General features: G+C 61.0%; 13 protein-coding genes and 2 pseudogenes. 9 read left to right on the top strand and 6 right to left on the bottom strand.

Annotated elements, in window-relative coordinates:
- Positions 1 to 7: 7 nt before the first annotated feature.
- A complete protein-coding gene (locus tag AB4O22_RS13970; protein WP_460096515.1) occupies positions 8 to 1,294 on the top strand; it encodes an MFS transporter in 1,287 nt (428 codons plus the stop codon).
- Here AB4O22_RS13970 and AB4O22_RS13965 read toward each other — a convergent pair.
- The gene (locus tag AB4O22_RS13965) at positions 1,219 to 2,109 is read right to left on the bottom strand and encodes a LysR family transcriptional regulator (protein WP_003200706.1); all 891 of its coding nucleotides are present in this window, start codon (positions 2,107 to 2,109) and stop codon (positions 1,219 to 1,221) included. The genes AB4O22_RS13970 and AB4O22_RS13965 overlap by 76 nt on opposite strands.
- A 169-nt stretch (positions 2,110 to 2,278) precedes the next feature.
- Between AB4O22_RS13965 and AB4O22_RS13960 the strand changes: the two genes are divergently transcribed.
- The 5 genes and pseudogenes from AB4O22_RS13960 (at position 2,279) to AB4O22_RS13940 (ending at position 9,031) form a co-directional block, all read left to right on the top strand.
- Entirely contained in the window at positions 2,279 to 3,361 is a 1,083-nt protein-coding gene (locus AB4O22_RS13960; protein WP_003200708.1) for a 4-oxalomesaconate tautomerase, read from the top strand.
- Between the two features lie 41 nt (positions 3,362 to 3,402).
- Positions 3,403 to 4,728, top strand: a complete 1,326-nt coding sequence (locus AB4O22_RS13955) for a dicarboxylate/amino acid:cation symporter (protein WP_003200711.1) — start codon at positions 3,403 to 3,405, stop codon at positions 4,726 to 4,728.
- Positions 4,729 to 4,868: 140 nt separating this feature from the next.
- On the top strand, positions 4,869 to 6,173 hold the full coding sequence (locus AB4O22_RS13950) for a CitMHS family transporter (RefSeq protein WP_003200714.1): 1,305 nt from the start codon (positions 4,869 to 4,871) through the stop codon (positions 6,171 to 6,173).
- Positions 6,174 to 6,265: 92 nt separating this feature from the next.
- Positions 6,266 to 7,519 carry an OprD family porin gene (locus AB4O22_RS13945; RefSeq protein WP_003200717.1) on the top strand — a complete coding sequence of 418 codons (1,254 nt, stop codon included), beginning with the start codon at positions 6,266 to 6,268 and terminating at the stop codon, positions 7,517 to 7,519.
- Between the two features lie 255 nt (positions 7,520 to 7,774).
- Positions 7,775 to 9,031: pseudogene (locus tag AB4O22_RS13940) on the top strand (MFS transporter).
- Positions 9,032 to 9,083: 52 nt separating this feature from the next.
- Here the strand turns inward: AB4O22_RS13940 and AB4O22_RS13935 are convergent.
- Positions 9,084 to 9,827: a PDC sensor domain-containing protein gene (locus AB4O22_RS13935; RefSeq protein ID WP_003200720.1), complete on the bottom strand. Its 744-nt coding sequence runs from the start codon at positions 9,825 to 9,827 to the stop codon at positions 9,084 to 9,086.
- 107 nt (positions 9,828 to 9,934) lie between these two features.
- Positions 9,935 to 10,666 (bottom strand): FadR/GntR family transcriptional regulator, encoded by a 732-nt coding sequence (locus AB4O22_RS13930; RefSeq protein ID WP_013693026.1) that lies wholly within the window; start codon positions 10,664 to 10,666, stop codon positions 9,935 to 9,937.
- Positions 10,667 to 10,901: 235 nt separating this feature from the next.
- On the opposite strand from AB4O22_RS13930, the pseudogene AB4O22_RS13925 reads away from it, so the two are divergent.
- From AB4O22_RS13925 to AB4O22_RS13915, 3 genes and pseudogenes are all read left to right on the top strand, one after another.
- A pseudogene (locus tag AB4O22_RS13925) lies at positions 10,902 to 12,394 on the top strand (aldehyde dehydrogenase).
- A gap of 86 nt (positions 12,395 to 12,480) precedes the next feature.
- Positions 12,481 to 13,959 (top strand): APC family permease, encoded by a 1,479-nt coding sequence (locus AB4O22_RS13920; RefSeq protein ID WP_038859754.1) that lies wholly within the window; start codon positions 12,481 to 12,483, stop codon positions 13,957 to 13,959.
- Positions 13,960 to 14,023: 64 nt separating this feature from the next.
- Entirely contained in the window at positions 14,024 to 14,509 is a 486-nt protein-coding gene (locus tag AB4O22_RS13915) for an ester cyclase (protein WP_032833219.1), read from the top strand.
- Position 14,510: 1 nt separating this feature from the next.
- Here AB4O22_RS13915 and AB4O22_RS13910 read toward each other — a convergent pair whose 3' ends face one another.
- Genes AB4O22_RS13910 through AB4O22_RS13900 form a run of 3 tightly spaced genes read right to left on the bottom strand, consistent with a single transcriptional unit; the run spans position 14,511 to position 17,432 of the window.
- Positions 14,511 to 15,839, bottom strand: coding sequence for a sensor histidine kinase (locus AB4O22_RS13910; protein ID WP_013693029.1), 1,329 nt, complete (start codon positions 15,837 to 15,839; stop codon positions 14,511 to 14,513).
- A gap of 13 nt (positions 15,840 to 15,852) precedes the next feature.
- Entirely contained in the window at positions 15,853 to 16,539 is a 687-nt protein-coding gene (locus AB4O22_RS13905) for a response regulator transcription factor (RefSeq protein WP_003200730.1), read from the bottom strand.
- Positions 16,539 to 17,432 (bottom strand): MipA/OmpV family protein, encoded by an 894-nt coding sequence (locus AB4O22_RS13900; RefSeq protein WP_223522898.1) that lies wholly within the window; start codon positions 17,430 to 17,432, stop codon positions 16,539 to 16,541. Before AB4O22_RS13900 ends, AB4O22_RS13905 begins: the two co-directional genes overlap by 1 nt.
- Between the last annotated feature and the right edge of the window lie 98 nt (positions 17,433 to 17,530).

Genomic DNA, 17,530 nt, shown 5'->3' with positions numbered 1-17,530 from the left:
GACGTGCATGACAGCAGATGTCGATTGTTGCACCCAGCAGCCTTCGGGAAATTTGAGTGACGACCAATATGCCGGGCTTTCGCCGGCGCTCACGTTATTGTTTTCCGTGACCTGCGCACTGGCCGTCGCCAATGTCTACTTCGCCCAGCCCTTGCTCGCCTCGATGGCCGAGAGCCTGGGCGTCGCGTCAGGATTTATCGGGGTGGTGGTGACGGCCACTCAGGTGGGTTACGCGCTGGGGTTGCTGTTCATCGTCCCGCTGGGGGACAGGGTCAACCGTAAACGCCTGGTTTTCGCGCAATTGGTGTTGTCCGCGCTTGTGCTGGCGGTCGTCGGTGCCGCCCAGCATTGGTTGGCTTTGCTGGGGGCCATGATCGTGATGGGCTTGCTGGCGGTGGTTGTCCAAGTGCTGGTGGCCTATGCCGCCGTGCTGTCTACGCCCTCCCAACGGGGGCAGGCCGTGGGAACCGTCACCAGCGGCGTGGTCCTGGGTATTCTCCTGGCGCGGTTTACCTCTGGAGTGATTGCCGATCTGGCGGGCTGGCGCGGGGTTTATTTCGTTTCCGCGGGATTGATGCTGACCATCGCGGCAGTGTTCTGGGCAGTGGTGCCTGCCGCCGTGTCGTCACCTGACCGGCAGCCTTACCTGGCGCTCATCCGGTCGCTGTTCAAGCTGTTCATGACCGAGCCGGTGCTACGGATCAGGGGGCTGCTGGCCTTGCTGATCTTTGCAGCGTTTTCGGTGTTATGGACCGCCATGGTGCTGCCGTTGAGCGCCGCGCCGCTGACGCTTTCACATACGGCCATCGGCCTGTTTGGCCTGGCTGGCGTCGCCGGGGCCCTGGCAGCCAGAAGGGCCGGTCGCTGGGCCGATCAAGGCTTTGGACAACGCGTTACCGGCTGGTCGCTGGGGCTCCTGACGCTCTCCTGGCTGCCTATCACGTTTACCGAAACCTCCCTGATCGCACTGGTGTGCGGCGTGGTGTTGCTCGACTTCGCGGTGCAAGCCGTGCATGTCACCAACCAGAGCTTGATCTTCGCAGCACGGCCCGACGCGCAAAGTCGCATGGTCGGCGCGTACATGTGTTTCTACTCGGCGGGCAGCGCGCTGGGCGCGGCGGCCGCGACCCAGGTTTATGCGCTGTGGGGCTGGATGGCGGTCAGCCTGCTAGGCGCCTTGATCAGCCTCGCCGCGTTGGCAGTGTGGAGGCTCTCGCTTCATTGCGGCCACTGCTCAAGCAGGATCGAGACGAACTTCTCCGCAGCCGGGGAGAGCGATGCGCCCCGGCGGTAGACCAGGCCCAGCGAGCGGTTTACCACCGGCTCGATCAGCGGCACGCTGACCAGCGTTGGATGATCCCCGGCCGGCATCGCCAGGCTGGGCATCGCCGACACGCCGAGGCCAGCCTCGACCAATCCCAGCGACGTGGACAGGTGCTGCACTTCGTAAAACCATTGCGGGCGCCAGCTCAGGCCCGACAGTGCGTGGTCCAGCAGCATGCGGTTGCCGCTCAGGCGACCAACACCGATCAGCCGATAATCACTGAGTTCCGACCAGGTAACCGCACTGCGTTCAGCCAATTCATGATCGCGCCGGCAGGCCAGCACAAAGGGTTCGTTGACCAGGGGCACGAACTCGATGTCCGGGTGCTGGCCGCTCATCATGTTGATGCCGAAGTCGGCTTCGCCGCGCAGAACCGCTTCGAGCCCTTCGTTGGCGCTGAGGTCGAGCAGGCGGATGCGGATTTTCGGGTAGCGCTCGTTGTAGAGGCGGATCACCGAAGGCAGGAAATAAAACGCTGCCGTGGGAATGCAGGCCAAAGTTACCCGGCCGATCTGCCGCTCCGCCAGCTCGCGGATGTTGAGAATCGAGTCGTCGAAATCATCCAGCAGGCGCCGCGCCTTGGGCAGGAAATCACGGCCGACGCTCGTCAGGCTGACCTTGCGGGTGGTGCGATCGAGTAAAGCGGTTCCCAGGCCTTCCTCGAGTTTTTTCATCCGTCGGCTCAAGGCTGGTTGCGACAGATGCAGCGCGTCAGCGGCTTCGTGGAAACTGCCGAGTTCGGCGATTTTCACGAAAGATCGTATGTCCTGGAGTTCATATTCCATGTGCTACCTCACCGGGGAAGGGCCGTGCGCGATGATAATTAGCGTAAAGCAATTCATTTGTGAAACGCAATAATAGCTCTGATCTTTGCATTGGAAACACTTTTCAAACCCTGCCACTCTTGTTTCCAGAGCATCAATTATCCAGATTGATCAACAAGAGTTAGTGAACATGCAGCGAATTCCTTGTGTGCTAATGCGCGGCGGTACGTCCAAAGGCCCGGTATTTCTCGCCTGGGATCTGCCGGTCGCCATCGCCGAACGTGACGAGCTGCTGCTCAACCTGATGGGCTCGGGCCATGAGTTGGAAATCGACGGCATCGGTGGCGGCAGTCCACAAACCAGCAAAGTGGCGATCGTCAGCCCATCGCTGCACCCTGATGCGGATGTCGATTATTTGTTCGTCCAGGTCATGGTTTCCCAGCGTCGGGTCGATACCGCCCCCAACTGCGGCAACATGCTCTGCGCCGTCGGCCCGTTCGCTATCGAGCAGGGACTGGTCAAGCCTTCCGGCGACCTGACCCGGGTGCGTATTCGCAACCTCAATACCGGGACCTTCGTGAATTCCGAAGTGCAAACCCCGGAAGGCAAAGTCCGCTATGAAGGCGACACCGCCATCGATGGCGTGCCCGGCACAGCGGCTCCGGTGCAACTGACCTTTCTCGATGCGGCGGGCAGCAAGACAGGGAAACTCTTTCCCACTGGACAACCCCAGGACCTGATCGACGGCATCCCGGTGACCTGCATCGACATGGCGATGCCGATGGTGATCGTTCAAGCCAGTCAGCTTGGCAAGCGCGGCGATGAAAGCCCCGCTGAGCTGGACGCCGATAAAGCCTTCCTGCAGCGCCTGGAGTCCCTGCGCCTGAAAGCCGGCCTGGCCATGGGCTTGGGTGATGTCAGTGACAAGGTCATTCCCAAACCGGTGCTGGTGTCTCCGGCCAAGTCTGGCGGGACGGTCCAGGTGCGTTATTTCATGCCACACAACTGTCACCGCGCCCTGGCGATCACCGGTTCCATCGGCTTGGCCACTGCGTGTGTGACCGAAGACAGCGTCGTCGCACAGTTGCTTGGCATCGTCAGCGAGCCGCGCTTGCAACAGGTTCGGATTGAGCACCCAAGCGGCGGCATTGATGTCGTACTGTCCTACACCGGTGAAAAGGGTGAGACCATTCGGGCTTCGGTAGTACGTACCGCGCGCCGGCTTTTCTCAGGTTACGTCTACGCCACGGCGTCCCAGCGGCTGGCCGGATAGCCCAGGCAGCCAGGGTCTTTTGCATCAGAACAATTCTAAAAATGGGTGATGCCATGAAAGTTGTTAAATCGCTCTACTTCCAGATCATCTGCGCCGTGCTGCTGGGCGTGGTCGTCGGGCACTTCTGGTCGCAACAGGCAATTGCCCTGAAGCCGCTGGGTGATGCCTTCATCAAGCTGATCAAGATGATGATCGCGCCGGTGGTGTTCTGCACCATTGTCACCGGCATCGCCGGCATGAGCGACAAGCGCTCGCTGGGGCGTTTGTTGAGCAAGACCATGCTGTTGTTCCTGGCGCTGACGGTGATCAGCCTGATCATCGGCCTGGTGTCGGTCTACCTGTTCAAGCCCGGCGCGGGCATGAACATCGATCCGACGCAGTTGAGCACCCAAGGATTGTCGCAGTACACCGAATCCGCCGCGAAACTGAGCGTGGTGGACTTCTTCATGCACATCATTCCCGACACCTTTATCGGCGCCTTCAATAAAGGCGAGGTGTTGCCGGTGCTGTTTATCGCGGTGCTCTGCGGTTTTGCCCTGTCGTCCTTGGGTGAGCGCGGCAAGCCGGTGCTGGAGGTCCTGGAATCAGCTTCGCACATGGTCTTCAAGATTTTCTCCTACCTGATGCGTTTCGCTCCGATCGGCGCTTTCGGGGCCTTGGCCTTCACGGTGGGGCAGTACGGGATCACGTCGCTGGGCTCGCTGGCCAAGCTGATCATGACCTTGTATATCGCCTGCGCCTTCTTCGTCTTCGTGGTGTTGGGCAGCATCTGCCGCGCACATGGCTTCAGCCTCTGGAAGCTGCTGCGTTATCTGCGTGAAGAATTCCTGGTGGTACTGGGGACGTCCTCGACCGAACCGGTGATGCCGCGAATGTTGGAAAAACTCCAGGCCCTGGGTTGCAAGAAAGGCGTCGTGGGGCTGGTGCTGCCGACAGGTTACTCGTTCAACCTCGACGGCACGGCGATCTACCTGTCGCTGGCGGCGATCTTCATTGCCCAGGCCTGCAACATCGACCTGACGCTGACCCAGGTCATCAGCATGCTGGCGATCATGCTGCTGTCGTCAAAGGGGGCCGCGGGTGTGACCGGCAGCGGGTTTGTCGCCCTGGCCTCGACCTTGACGGTCATCCACGACATTCCCCTGGCGGGCCTGGCCCTGTTGATCGGGATCGACCGGTTCATGTCCGAAGCGCGGGCGTTGACCAGCCTGGCGAGCAACGCCGTTGCGACCGTGGTGATCTCCCTTTCGGAGAATGCCTGCGACCGCGAACTCCTGTTGCGGACCCTGGATGGCAAACCCGCCCTGACGCAGACCCCGGCAACGGACTCAGCCTGGGACGACACGAAGGTCGCCAAACACATCTAGCCGCTCGCGGCTGACTCGACGGCACCACATCAGCTCACTCACTACCTGCGCCAGGCACACTTTTGCGTGTTGCCTGGCGGGTTGGGGGGCGTGCGCCTGAATGTCAGCCAAGCTACTCATAACAACAAGAGAACTGACATATGCTCGCTTTACTTGGCTTGGCCATGGTGGTGGTCTTTACCTTCCTGATAATGACCAAACGGTTGTCACCGATCGTCGCCCTGACGGTGGTGCCCATCGTCTTTGCCGTGCTCGGCGGCTTTGGCGGGACCACCGGCAAGATGATGTTGGACGGCCTGAAAATGGTCGCGCCGTCGGCGGCACTGTTGTTGTTCGCGATCCTGTTTTTCGGCCTGATGATCGACGCCGGTCTGTTCGACCCGTTGATCCGCAAAATCCTCAAGCGGGTCAATGGCGACCCGATGAAGATCGCCGTGGGCACTGCGCTGCTGTCGCTGTTGGTGGCGCTGGACGGTGACGGCACGACGACTTACATGATCACCTGTGCCGCGATGCTGCCGCTGTACAAACGCATCGGCATGAATCCGATGATCCTGGCGACTGTTTCCATGCTCTCCTTGAGCATCATGAGCGGCATGACCCCTTGGGGCGGCCCGGCGACCCGCGCGATCGCGGCATTGGGCCTGGATGCCGGTGAGTACTTCGTGCCCTTGCTGCCGACCATGATCGGCGGTGCGATGTGGGTGGTGTTCACGGCGTTCCTGCTAGGTCGTGCCGAGCGCAAGCGCATCGGCAACGTCCAGCTGCAAAGCGGTGGCGGTGACTGCTACATCAACGCGATCATCGAGAATACGCCGCACAAGCGTCCGAAGCTGGCCTACGTCAACCTGCTGCTGGTGGTTGCGGTGATGGTTGCGCTGGTGATGGGGCTCATGCACTCGGCGATCCTGTTCCTGATCGGTTTCGTCCTGGCGCTGATGATCAACTATCCGCAGCTGGACATTCAGAAGGAGCGCATTCTCGCCCACTCGGGCAACGCCATGACCGTGGTCCTGCTGGTGTTCGCCGCGGGCATCTTCGCCGGGATTTTTTCCGGGACGAAAATGGTCGATGCCCTGGCACAAACCCTGGTCGACTGGATTCCGCCTTCCTGGGGCCATCTGTTCCCGCTGGTGGTGGCGATTACCAGCATGCCGCTGACCTTCGTATTGTCCAACGATGCCTACTACTTCGGTGTCGTGCCGATCCTGGCCAATGCCGCTGCCGCCTATGGCATCGATCCGGTGGAAATTGCCCGGGCGTCCATTCTCGGCCAGCCGGTGCACTTGATGAGCCCGCTGGTGGCCTCGACCTTGTTGCTGGTGGGCATGGTTGACCGCGACCTTGGCGACTTCCAGAAAGCCACCGTCAAATGGGCGGTGCTCACGTCCCTGGTGATTACTGCACTGGCGCTGCTGACCGGGGCGCTGACGCTGTTTTCCTGATTCACCCGACACCTTAGCTTTTTGCCTGACACGCCTGCGCAAGCGGGTGTGCGCTGGCTTGCACGCCAAATAACAACAACGAGTAGCTCGACATGACCACTTTGCTTACCCGCGGGGCTTTGTTTCCAATCCTTGGGCTGTTGCCTCTGGCCTCGGCCAGTGCCGAAGGTTTCATCGACGACAGCAAACTCAAGCTGCAATTGCGCAACGTCTACTTCAACGAAAATTTTCGCGACGAGCACGGGATGAGCGCACGGGCGGCGAGGACCGCCAAGAGTGAGCGCACCGAATGGGCCCAGGGCTTCCTGCTGGATTACCAGTCAGGCTTTACGCCGGGCACCATCGGCTTCGGGGTCGACGCCCTGGGCCTGCTCGGGGTCAAGCTCGACTCCGGGCGTGGTCGCAGCGGCACCGGCCTGCTACCGGTGCATGACGACGGTCGCGCCGCCGACGAGTTTGCCAGCGCAGGGATGACCGCCAAGGCCAGGGTGGCCAAGACCACGCTCAAATACGGCACGTTGCTGCCCAAGACTCCGGTGCTGGTCTACAACGATGCGCGGCTGTTGCCCCAGACTTACCAGGGCACCCAGATCAGCAGCACTGACATCGACAACCTCACCATCACCGGCGGGTATCTGGAGCGTTTCAAGCTGCGCGATTCGAGCGACAGCATGCCCATCGTGCCCGATGGCTACGGCGGCGATAAGTCCGGTGACTTCAGCTATGCCGGTGCCGACTACAAGTTGGGCAAAAACATCCGCCTGAGCTACTTCTATGGCGAGCTGGAGAATTTCTATCGACAGAATTTTGCCGGCATCCAGCATGATCTGCCCTTGGGCGCTGGGGTATTGACCAGCGACCTGCGCTACTTCAACAGCGTCGATTCGGGTTCGGCCTACGGTGGCAAGATCGACAACGACATGCTCAGCGGATCGCTGTCCTACGCCGTTGTCGGCCATACACTGAGCGCCGGCTATCAAACCCTCAGCGGCGAGGCGGGCCTGCCTTATGTCAGCGGCGCCACGGTGTACTCCTTCAGCAACGTCGGGATCGGCAAGTTCATCGAGGAAGACGAGAAGACCTGGATGCTCGGTTATGGCTACGACTTCGCTCGCCTCGGTGTGCCCGGCCTGACATTTTCCACCCGCTACCTGAGCGGCAACGACGGCAAGTCCAATACCACCGTCAAAGAGTGGGAGCGTGACGCAGAGATCGCCTACGTGGTGCAGCAGGGTACGTTCAAGGGGCTGGGGGTGAAGTTGCGCAACTACGTCTATCGCTCGGACTTTTCCCGTGGCCGTGACAGCAACCGGATCTATTTCACCTATGACATCGCGCTTTGGTAGGACGCCGTGCGCGACGGCCGGTGCCTTGGCGTAGCGTGCCCCCAGGGCATGCATCCAACCCAACAACCCATGTGGGAGCGAGCTTGCTCGCGATGACGGTGTCAGATCCAGCATCATCGTTGGCTGATGGTCCGCCATCGCGAGCAAGCTCGCTCCCACAGGGAAAGGGGCCCGCGCTCATCACGGTGGCCCGGTTCGATTCTTTGCGACATCATGGCGGCAATTTTCTTTGGGGCAATGCCCGTCGAGGCCGCTATGGATCGCAACCGAGACCGACGTAACAAGCTTTCCCTGGATGGCCTGAATTTTTTCCTCGCGGATGTACGCGATGGGCTGGGTCCTTACCTGGCGATCTACCTGCTGGCGGTGCATCGCTGGGACCCTGCCAGCATTGGCGTGGTGATGACGGTGGCCGCTATGGCCGGGCTCGTCGCCCAGGCGCCCGCCGGAGCGCTGATCGACCGGGTGCGCAGCAAACGTGCCGTGGTGGCCGTGGCTGCCTTGATGGTGACGCTGGGTTGCCTGGTGCTACCGTTCACGTCTTCCTTCGGCCTGGTGGCGCTGACCCAGGCGCTCGGCGCCGTGGCGGCGTCGGTCTTCGCGCCGGCCATTGCGGCCATCTCCCTGGGCATTACCGGCGCCCGGGCCTTTACGCGGCGTACTGGGCGCAACGAGACATTCAACCACGCGGGCAATGCCTGCGCAGCGCTGCTGGCGGGTGGGTTCGCCTGGCTGTTCGGTCCCATTGCGGTGTTCTACCTGATGGCCGCGATGGCATTGGCCAGCATCGTGGCGGTCAGTTGCGTGTCCGCCGAGGCCATCGACCATGACGTGGCCCGGGGCCTGGAGGCCGGTCAGTCGGTGCAGGGCCCGACGCCCTCGGCGCTGCGCGTGTTGCTGGATAACCGCACGCTGCTGTTGTTCGCCATTTGCTGCGGGCTGTTTCACCTGGCGAACGCGGCGATGCTCCCGCTGGTCAGCCAGAAGCTCGCCCAGGCCAATGCCCACCTGGCCACGCCGCTGACGTCGGCTTGTATCGTCGCGGCGCAACTGGTCATGGTGCCCATGGCGTAGCTGGTCGGCGTCAAGGCCGATGCCTGGGGACGCAAGCCGTTGTTGCTGGCCGGCTTCCTGATCCTGCCCATTCGAGGGGTGTTGTACGTGCTCTCGGATGACCCCTATTGGTTGGTGGCGGTGCAGTTGCTCGATGGGATCGGTGCCGGGCTGTTTGGCGCGCTGTTTCCACTGGTGGTCAAGGACCTGACCCAGGGCACCGGGCGTTTCAACGTCAGCCTCGGGGTGCTGTCGACGGTGTTCGGGTTCGGCGCGGCGTTGAGTAACAGCCTGGCCGGCTTTGTGGTGCAGGGGGCTGGCTACAGCGCGGCGTTCCTGACCCTGGCGGCGATTGCTGCGTTGGCATTTGGTCTGTTGCTGGCGATGCCCGAAACGTTCCGGCCAAGCCGCGTTCCACAGGCCGACACGCTTACGGTCGCTGACGGCGGGGTCGCCTGAGCCTGCGTATCACCTATGCGTGAGCGAGCTTGCTCGCGATGGCGACCGGCAATCAGAGCCTGGGTACCGGCCGTTCCACGACGCTCCAATAGGACGAGGTGTCGATGAGGCTCAAAACGCGCCCTTGGTCCATGTCCTGGTTCAGCACGCCTCGTATCAAATCACCGGCCAACCAGCTCGCCGTATTAGCTGCCAATACTCGACCTTCGGCATTGAGCAACAGCGCTTCATTGCTGACTCTCATCAGGCTGCGCACGAGCAAGGGTTCCAACGAGTGCAGGGAGATGTCGGCGGCGGCAACGCCAATGAAGCGATCATCGAAAAAAATCGGCACGGAGAAGGCAACGATGTACTGCTCGGTGCCATACAAGTCGACAAAAGGCCCGTCTATGGAGGGCTGGCGAGTCTGCTGCGGACGGGTGTACCAAGGCATGTGCAGGTAATCGTAGAAACGATCGCTGCGGCTATCGAGATTCAGCTGCAAAGGCTGGACTTGTTCGTTCTGGGTCCGGCACCACCACTGCAGGTGCATCTCGCAATCTTCCAGCTCACCAGGGGCGAAAACCACGCCAGCGCCATGAAACTTGAGACTCTCGGAGTCAAGGATCTGCCGGACGCCACCCAACAATGGCTTGAGGTCGCGTTGATTGGGGCGCCTGGTCTTGCACCGTTGCCGTTCCCAAATGCTCGATACCTGGGCGCCCAGGTCGTTGAGACCCTTGAAGACGTTACCAATGGAAGCGTTGATCAACGTTGCGCATTGGGATAACCCATTTGCTGAAATTTCGTTATCCATGGCTCTAACTCATGCCTCGGAAGGGACAGTGCGGTGTTTGCTGGCGACACGGACAGGCTGTCGGGCGGTGTTTGGAGTCAGTTGTTGAGCAAGTTCTGTTCCAGTCATCAGGCATCTTGCGCCATCTGCTGCAAGCGTATGGCGGTCAAACGCCGGACGCCGCGAGCAACATGGGCTTCGGCCAGTGCCCCCGCTAGATTGGCATCGTTCGCAATGATGGCCTCCAGAATCGCCCGGTGTTCCCGCTCGATCACTTGGGGATCCGGTTGCTCATCAAATGGCAACCATAACAACTCCCCCAGTTCCGCCTGCAAGCGGGCCTCGCTGTGGGTCAGCCGTACCGACTGCGACGCCACGGCAATTTCGATGTGGAACCTGGCGTCGGCACGTCGGCGCTCCAGACGTTCTTGTGCCTTGGCCAGCGCATCGATGTAGCCACCCAGCCGCGCATGTTGCTCAGGGCCGGCGCGTTGGGCTGCCAAGCGGGCGGCGGCGCCTGAAATGGCTGCGTGCTCGTCGGCCAGGTCACGCAATTCAAGCGTGCTCATTTCACGCAATTGATCGAACAACGCCTGATCGGTGGTTTGTGGGGCGGCGCAGATAAAGCTGCCGCCGTTGCGTCCACGCCGGGTTTCGATGACCCCGCGCTCTCGCAAGGCAGCCAACGCATCGCGCAGGGTGACCGTGGCGACACCGAGTTGGGTGGCCAGGGTACTTTCGCTGGGGAGCTGTTCACCTTCGACCAGCAACCCCAGGTCAATCATTTCAACCAGGCGGCGGGTGACGGATTCCGTTTTCCCTTCCTGACTGAGGCGTATGAGACTTGATGTAGGGCTCATGGTCGTTTCATTCATTGGCGGCGTCGTCGACGCCTGGACTCAAAAAATTCTATTTCATAGTTCAAAGGCATTTTCAGGGGCCATTGGCGCGGAATTCTAGGGGTGGAAAGGCGTTTAAGTCAAAAAAACCTGGCTGAATTTGGTTTCCCTGGGGTTCTCATGGGCTAAAAGATATGGTTCCATATGTTTAAGCGAGCCGAGATCGCATTCATCCGAACCCAGGAGCACTTCAATCATGAGTCACTTGACCCGAGCAGAGTGGGAAGCCAGAGCCAAGGCGCTGGACATCGAGGGCCGTGCCTTTATCGACGGGCGATACAGGCCTGCCAGTTCAGGCGCTACCTTTGAATGCGTGAGTCCTGTGGACGGGCGATTGTTGGGCCTGGTTGCAAGTTGCGATGCCGCGGACGCCGAGCTGGCCGTGACCAGCGCCCGGGCGGCATTCGACTCCGGCGTTTGGTCGCGTCAGGCACCGGCAGTGCGCAAGGCGGTCATGCTGCGTTTTTCCGACCTCTTGCAGTCTCACGCCGAAGAGCTGGCACTGCTGGAAACGCTGGACATGGGCAAACCGATCGCCGACTCGCTGGCGGTCGACCTGCCCGGCGCCATCGATAGCATTCGCTGGTGCGGGGAGGCCATCGACAAGATCTACGATGAGGTGGCCGCGACGGCGGTAGATCAGCTCGGGCTGGTGACGCGGGAGCCGGTCGGGGTGGTCGCTGCCATCGTGCCGTGGAATTTCCCGTTGATGATGGCTTCGTGGAAATTGGGGCCGGCATTGGCGACCGGCAACTCGGTGATTCTCAAGCCTTCAGAGCGTTCGCCGCTGACGGCTATTCGTATCGCACAGCTTGCCCTGGAAGCAGGGTTGCCGGTCGGTGTGCTCAATGTGCTGCCAGGCCATGGACACACGGTGGGCAAGGCCCTGGCCTTGCACGGTGACGTTGATGCGCTGGCGTTTACCGGTTCCACCCGAGTGGCCAAGCAACTTCTCGTGTATGCGGGCGAGTCGAACATGAAGCGGGTTTGGCTGGAGGCGGGGGGAAGAGTCCGAACATTGTCTTCGCAGATGCCCCAGATCTACAGGCAGCCGCCGAAGCGGCAGCGGCCGCCATTGCTTTCAACCAGGGCGAGGTGTGCACCGCCGGTTCACGTTTGCTCGTCCAGGCTTCCATCAAGGCGCACTTCGTGCCGATGGTGGTCGAGGCTTTAAAAGGCTGGAAGCCAGGCCATCCGCTGGATCCCGACACCAATGTCGGTGCGCTGGTGGACGCGCGCCACCTGGAAGGGGTGTTGCAACACATTCGGCAAGGACAGGATCAAGGCGCCCAGTTGTTGCTGGGAGGGCGCGTGGCATTGGAGCAAACCGGCGGCAGCTACGTGGAGCCGACACTGTTCGACAATGTCAGCAACTCGATGACAATTGCCCGGGAAGAGATTTTCGGCCCGGTGCTGTCGGTGATCGAATTCGACGAAGCCGAGGATGCGGTGCGCATCGCCAACGACACGCCTTACGGGCTGGCTGCAGCCGTCTGGACGGCCAACCTGTCGCGCGCCCACACCATGGCCCGCGCACTTCGCGCCGGAAGTGTCTGGGTCAACCTGTATGACGGCGGTGACATGATGGCGCCGTTCGGTGGCTACAAGCAGTCCGGTAATGGCCGCGACAAATCCCTGCATGCCTTCGATAAATACACCGAGATCAAGGCCACCTGGATACAGCTCTGAGGCATTTCTGGTGAACCACGTTACGGGTGGAATGGTTCTGCCTGCTTGACGCTTACTCAACGAATTCCTTTTTGAAGGATGGCGCAATGAACAGCTCAATAAGCTCCACGGCAGCCGTGGACCAGGACGCGGAGCAACTCCGTGCCCTCGGGTACACCTCGAGTTTCGAACGTAGCATGAGCCTGTGGCAGAACTTTGCCCTCGGGTTCACCTACCTATCGCCGGTAGTCGGCGTCTACACATTGTTCGGCCTGTGCCTGGCAACGGGCGGGCCGCCCATGTTCTGGTCCTACCTGCTGGTGGGGTTCGGGCAAATGCTGGTGTGCCTGATTTTTTGCGAAGTGGTGTCCCAATATCCCATCTCCGGCGGTGTCTATCCGTGGGCCCGTCGCCTGGTGGGGAAAAAATGGGCCTGGATGGTCGGCTGGATCTACGCCATCTCCCTGTGCGTGACCATTGCTGCCGTAGCCCTGGGCGCCGGTCCCTACATTGCCAACCTGCTGGGTTTCGAGCCGTCGCCGGTCACCAATACCTTGGTCGCGCTGGTCCTGACCGCTACTGCGACGGTCTTGAACCTGAGCGGCACCAAGCTGCTGGCGCGGGTGGCTATGTTCGGCTTTCTGTGTGAGCTGGTCGGGGCGTTGTTGATCGGCGGCTATTTGCTGATTTTTGAGCGTCACCAGTCCTTGAGCGTGTTGTTCGACACGTTCGATATCTCCATCGATGGGGAGTACTGGCCGGCCTTCCTGGCCGCATCACTGGCCGGGATGTTCCTTTACTACGGTTTTGAAGCGTGCGGCGATGTGGCCGAGGAAACGCCCAATCCCAGCCGCCAAGTCCCCAAGGCCATGCGAATGACGATCTGGATCGGCGGTGCCGCGTCGATCTTTGCCGCCCTAGCCTTGATCCTGGCCGTGCCTGATATTGCCGCCGTTGTTTCCGGCCAGGACAAGGACCCCATGGCCACGATATTCGGCGCGGCGTTCGGTCCGGTCATGTCGCGGGTGGTCATGGCGGTGATCACGGTTTCGTTCGTTTCCTGTGTGCTGAGCTTGCAGGCATCCGCCAGCCGCTTGTTGTATGCCTACGCCCGAGACGAGATGCTCATGGGCAGTGGCGTGCTGAAGAAAATCTCCCCGGCCACCCATGTGCCGACCGCCGCCCTGATGGTCTGCGGGGTGCTGCCGGCGATCATCGTGTGTGTCGGTTTCTATCTTCAGAACGCCATCGCGCTGGTGGTGAGTTTTGCCGCCATCGGTATCTACCTGGCATTCCAGATGATCGTCGGGGGTGTGATGTACGCCCGTCTCCGGGGCTGGACACCCAATGGCCAGTTCACCTTGGGACGTTGGGGCTGGCCGGTGAACATCGCTGCGCTCTGCTATGGCTTGTTCGCCATCGTCAATATGTCCTGGCCGCGTATGCCAGACGCGCCGTGGTATGTGAACTACGGCATCGTGTTGGTTGGCGCCATCGTGATCTTCGTCGGCCTCGTCTACATGGTCCTGTTTCGCCCCTACGAGAAAGGTACCGCCCCGGCTTCCGATGCCTGGAAAAAAACCTAAGCGACATGACGGCCTGCCGCCGGGCGCGGCAGGCAAATCCTCTGATGAGAAAAGGGTGAACGCTATGACGTCTCGAATCCATTCGATGCTGTTTGGGTTGCTCCTGATTCTGGCCAGCCATGGGGTTCTGGCAGCCAGTCAAAACGATACCCTGGGTGTGATCCATGACTATATGAAAGCTTGGAACGCTCGCGATGCGGAGGCTGCGGCGAAGTACTTCACCGAGGACGGCGAGTTCCTCGACGCCTCGGTGGGGACACCGCAGGTCGGCCGGGAAAATGCCAAGACCCAGGTGATCGAAGTGTTCATGCACGCAGTGCCGGATCTGCAATGGACGATGCTGGGCGAGCCGATCGTCAACGGTGAAAGCATTGCCTTCGAATGGGAATTCAAGGGACACAATACCGGGCCTTGGAGCACCGAGACGCCGGCCACCCAGCGCCCCCTCAGCTTCAAGGGGGTGAGTTTCATCCGGCTCAAGGAGGGCAAGATTATCACGCAGCACGACTACTATGACGCCCTGGGTTTCAACAAGCAGCTCGGCTGGTAGATCAATGTTCCCGCCGCGAGAGCTGTAGCAACAAACCAGGCTCGGCTCTCCTGGCCGAGAGCGTCCAGCCGTGGGCCTGGGCGATTTCCTGGCAGATCGTCAAGCCCAGGCCGGCGCCATGGTCGCGGCGATGGGCTCCGCGCCAGAAGCGAATGAACAGGTGTGGCAGTTGCTCCCGCTCCACCCCGGGGCCCCAGTCTCGTACGCTCAGGTGATCCGCGCCGATGTCCACTCGAATCTCTGTGCCCCGAGGGGCGTGTTGGATGGCGTTTTCCAGCAGGTTCTTCAACAAGGTGAAGAGGGCGCTGCGATCCGCCTGCCATGGGTCAGCAGAGGCAGCGTTCTGCGCCAGCACCAGGCGTACCTCGGCGGCTTCGGCCATGCGCTGCAAATAGTTGCTGGCTTCCCTCGCGACATCGGCCAGTTCGACCTCGGCAAACAGGTAGTTCCGGGCCTCACTGGCTTCGGTCAGGAGCAGCAGTTGCTGGACTTGACGGGTCATGTGAGCGACATCGTTGAGCAGCGCGTTGCGATCGTGGCTGTCCTCCATCAATTCGATTTGCGCGCGTATCAGCGCCAGCGGTGTCTTGAGCTCGTGGGCCGCGGTTGCTAGAAACTCCTGTTGGGTCCGGTAGCCATGTTCCAGGCGCTGGAGGACCCGATTGAAACTGTCCACCAGCGGCACGACTTCGGACGGTACGCTGGTGACCTGCAAGCGTGAATGCAGGGAACGAGGCGAAATGGCCGCGGCCGACTCGGACACCTCGCGCAAGGGTCTGAGCGTATAGCCCAGGGTGATATAGGCACAGGCGGCAAAGACGAAGAGCAGCACCAGGCTGAACAGGACGATACCGGCGCCCATGAATGGCAACGCGAATGCACCATGGAAGAGGTCCATCAGCCGTTCGCTGACGGCAAGTTGCAGGAACCAGGTCTTGCCGTCGTGTTCGACCGGCGCGGTGGCGCCATACATCAGGATGCCCTGGCGCTCGAACTTGAACGGTTCGTGCTCTGAAGGACGCACCGCGGTGCTTGCAGGCCAGAAGGTTGCTTCGGTGGACGTCAGGACCACGTTTGCCGAGGCGTCCAGCACGCGGTATCCGATGTCTTGCGGCATGCTTTCATAGGTCCAGATTCGATCGGCCTCGCTGCGATCGAATCCGACCGGGCGGCCGGCAGGATCGAACTGGAGTTTCTCCGCCAGCTCCTGGGTGCGTTCGGCCATGTTCATGACCAGCAGGATGTCGCTCTGGGAGGTGACCAGGGCCAGCGCCGTCAATACGATCAGCAGGATGCTCAGCGCCACGCCAGCAATATAGGCCAGCAACACTTTGAATCTGAGGCTACTCAGCCACGTCGACCTGGCGCAGCGCATAACCAAGACCTCGCAAGTTGACAATGCGTTGGCGGGAACCGATGGCAAGCAGCTTGCGGCGGATACGGTGAAGGGCCACGTCCAGGGCGTTCGGCGTGACCGCCTCGCTCAAGCCCCAGCCTGCTGCCTCTATCGTCTGACGGCGGACGATCTCCCCAGGTTTGCGCAACAGCAGCAACATGATCTGCATTTCCGCTGGCGCCAGGGCAATGCTTTCATTGGCACACCACATGCTGCCGGTGTCGGGTTGCAGGCTCAGGTCGCCATGGCTGGGCGCCAGTGGGCGACAGTCCACGGGGCGGCGCAGCAACGCTCGCACGCGCGCGACCATTTCATCCATGGCAAAGGGCTTGGGCAGATAGTCATCCGCGCCGGCATCGAGCCCCTGTACCCGATCATGCAGGGCATCCCGCGCCGTGAGCACCAGGCACGGGATGCCTAGCCCGGCGCTGCGCAGACGCTTCAACAGGACGAGCCCGTCGCCGTCCGGCAACCCGCGATCGAGGATCAGCGCCTGGTAGGGCACACGCTGGATGGCCGACCACGCGCCATCCATGCGGTTGATCACATCGACGGCGATCCCCGCATTCGCCAGGCCCGTGCAGACCAGGTGCGCCAATCGTTCGTGGTCCTCGACCAGCAGAATTCGGCTCATCAGAAGCGGTACAGGTAGCCGAACAGCGCGCTGTTTTCGGTAGAGCTGTCTACCAGCGGGCTGTCCTTGATCTCACTGGCGAGGCTCGTCGCTTTGATATCGAGGAACAGGGCGTGGTGTTTATCGAACATGTAGTTTCCCCGGACGCCAAATTCGGTATTGAGGGCAGACTTGCCATCATAGGCCGCACGATCGATGCGGGCCTCACTGTCGCGCACGCCAAAATAATAATCGACGTATTTTTTGTCCTGCCACATCGCCGTGACTTGGGGTGTGAGCGTGATGTGTTCGCCGACCCGCCAGGTCCGCTCCAGGCCCACGTTGAAGCGCTGCCCCTTGCTGTTGCCCGACACCTCCGACAGCCACTCGGCGCGCACGTCCACCAGACCGGTGTGCCACTCCACTTTGGCCCCCGCCCAGAAGCTGCTTTTGCGGTCGCTCATGCCATCGAAGACCCGCGCGTCGTCAGCGTCGTAGCCACTGAAGTCGTACTGGCCCATGAGGCTGAAATCGATTTGCTGGGTGTCGCCGATCTCGAGTTGTGACAGCTTGACCTCGGCGTTTGGGCCGAACACCCATAGGTATTCGTTCTCGAAGTAGATCAGCGGTATCGCCTTGTTGTCACGATCGATGCCGGTATAGGGCTGCTGGCTGCTTAATGCGCCGACCCCCAGTCCCCAGGACGAAGACGGTTCGGCGTTATCAGACTCGGCCGCCTGTGCGGCCATTGCTGAAATGGCCACGGCGAGCAGGAACACACTCGGGATTGTCGAAACGGCTAAGCGCAAAGGCATTGAGTTCTCCAACAGGACAGGATGAATGCACGCCCATCGTCGAGAACTTTCTCTTACCGAATACTTACCGTTATTTGTCGAATGCTTGATCTTGATCAAGGCAAATACAAATTCCAGCCCCCCGGGCGGATATAAGTGCCAAGCAGTGCAATATCAGGCGTGATGGCCATTTGGTATTGCGTTAAGATCGTTCAGGA

The organism is Pseudomonas sp. S3_B11, assembly GCF_054667715.1.
Note: the sequence above shows the minus strand (reverse complement) of the source record. Positions and strands in the feature narration are given on the sequence as shown.

Coding starts and splice junctions, on each gene's coding strand:
- AB4O22_RS13945 (WP_003200717.1), top strand. CDS start 6,266: ATGACCACTTTGCTTACCCGCGGGGCTTTGTTTCCAATCCTTGGGCTG.
- AB4O22_RS13920 (WP_038859754.1), top strand. CDS start 12,481: ATGAACAGCTCAATAAGCTCCACGGCAGCCGTGGACCAGGACGCGGAG.
- AB4O22_RS13915 (WP_032833219.1), top strand. CDS start 14,024: ATGACGTCTCGAATCCATTCGATGCTGTTTGGGTTGCTCCTGATTCTG.
- AB4O22_RS13970 (WP_460096515.1), top strand. CDS start 8: ATGACAGCAGATGTCGATTGTTGCACCCAGCAGCCTTCGGGAAATTTG.
- AB4O22_RS13955 (WP_003200711.1), top strand. CDS start 3,403: ATGGGTGATGCCATGAAAGTTGTTAAATCGCTCTACTTCCAGATCATC.
- AB4O22_RS13960 (WP_003200708.1), top strand. CDS start 2,279: ATGCAGCGAATTCCTTGTGTGCTAATGCGCGGCGGTACGTCCAAAGGC.
- AB4O22_RS13905 (WP_003200730.1), bottom strand. CDS start 16,539: ATGAGCCGAATTCTGCTGGTCGAGGACCACGAACGATTGGCGCACCTG.
- AB4O22_RS13965 (WP_003200706.1), bottom strand. CDS start 2,109: ATGGAATATGAACTCCAGGACATACGATCTTTCGTGAAAATCGCCGAA.
- AB4O22_RS13935 (WP_003200720.1), bottom strand. CDS start 9,827: ATGGATAACGAAATTTCAGCAAATGGGTTATCCCAATGCGCAACGTTG.
- AB4O22_RS13950 (WP_003200714.1), top strand. CDS start 4,869: ATGCTCGCTTTACTTGGCTTGGCCATGGTGGTGGTCTTTACCTTCCTG.
- AB4O22_RS13930 (WP_013693026.1), bottom strand. CDS start 10,666: ATGAGCCCTACATCAAGTCTCATACGCCTCAGTCAGGAAGGGAAAACG.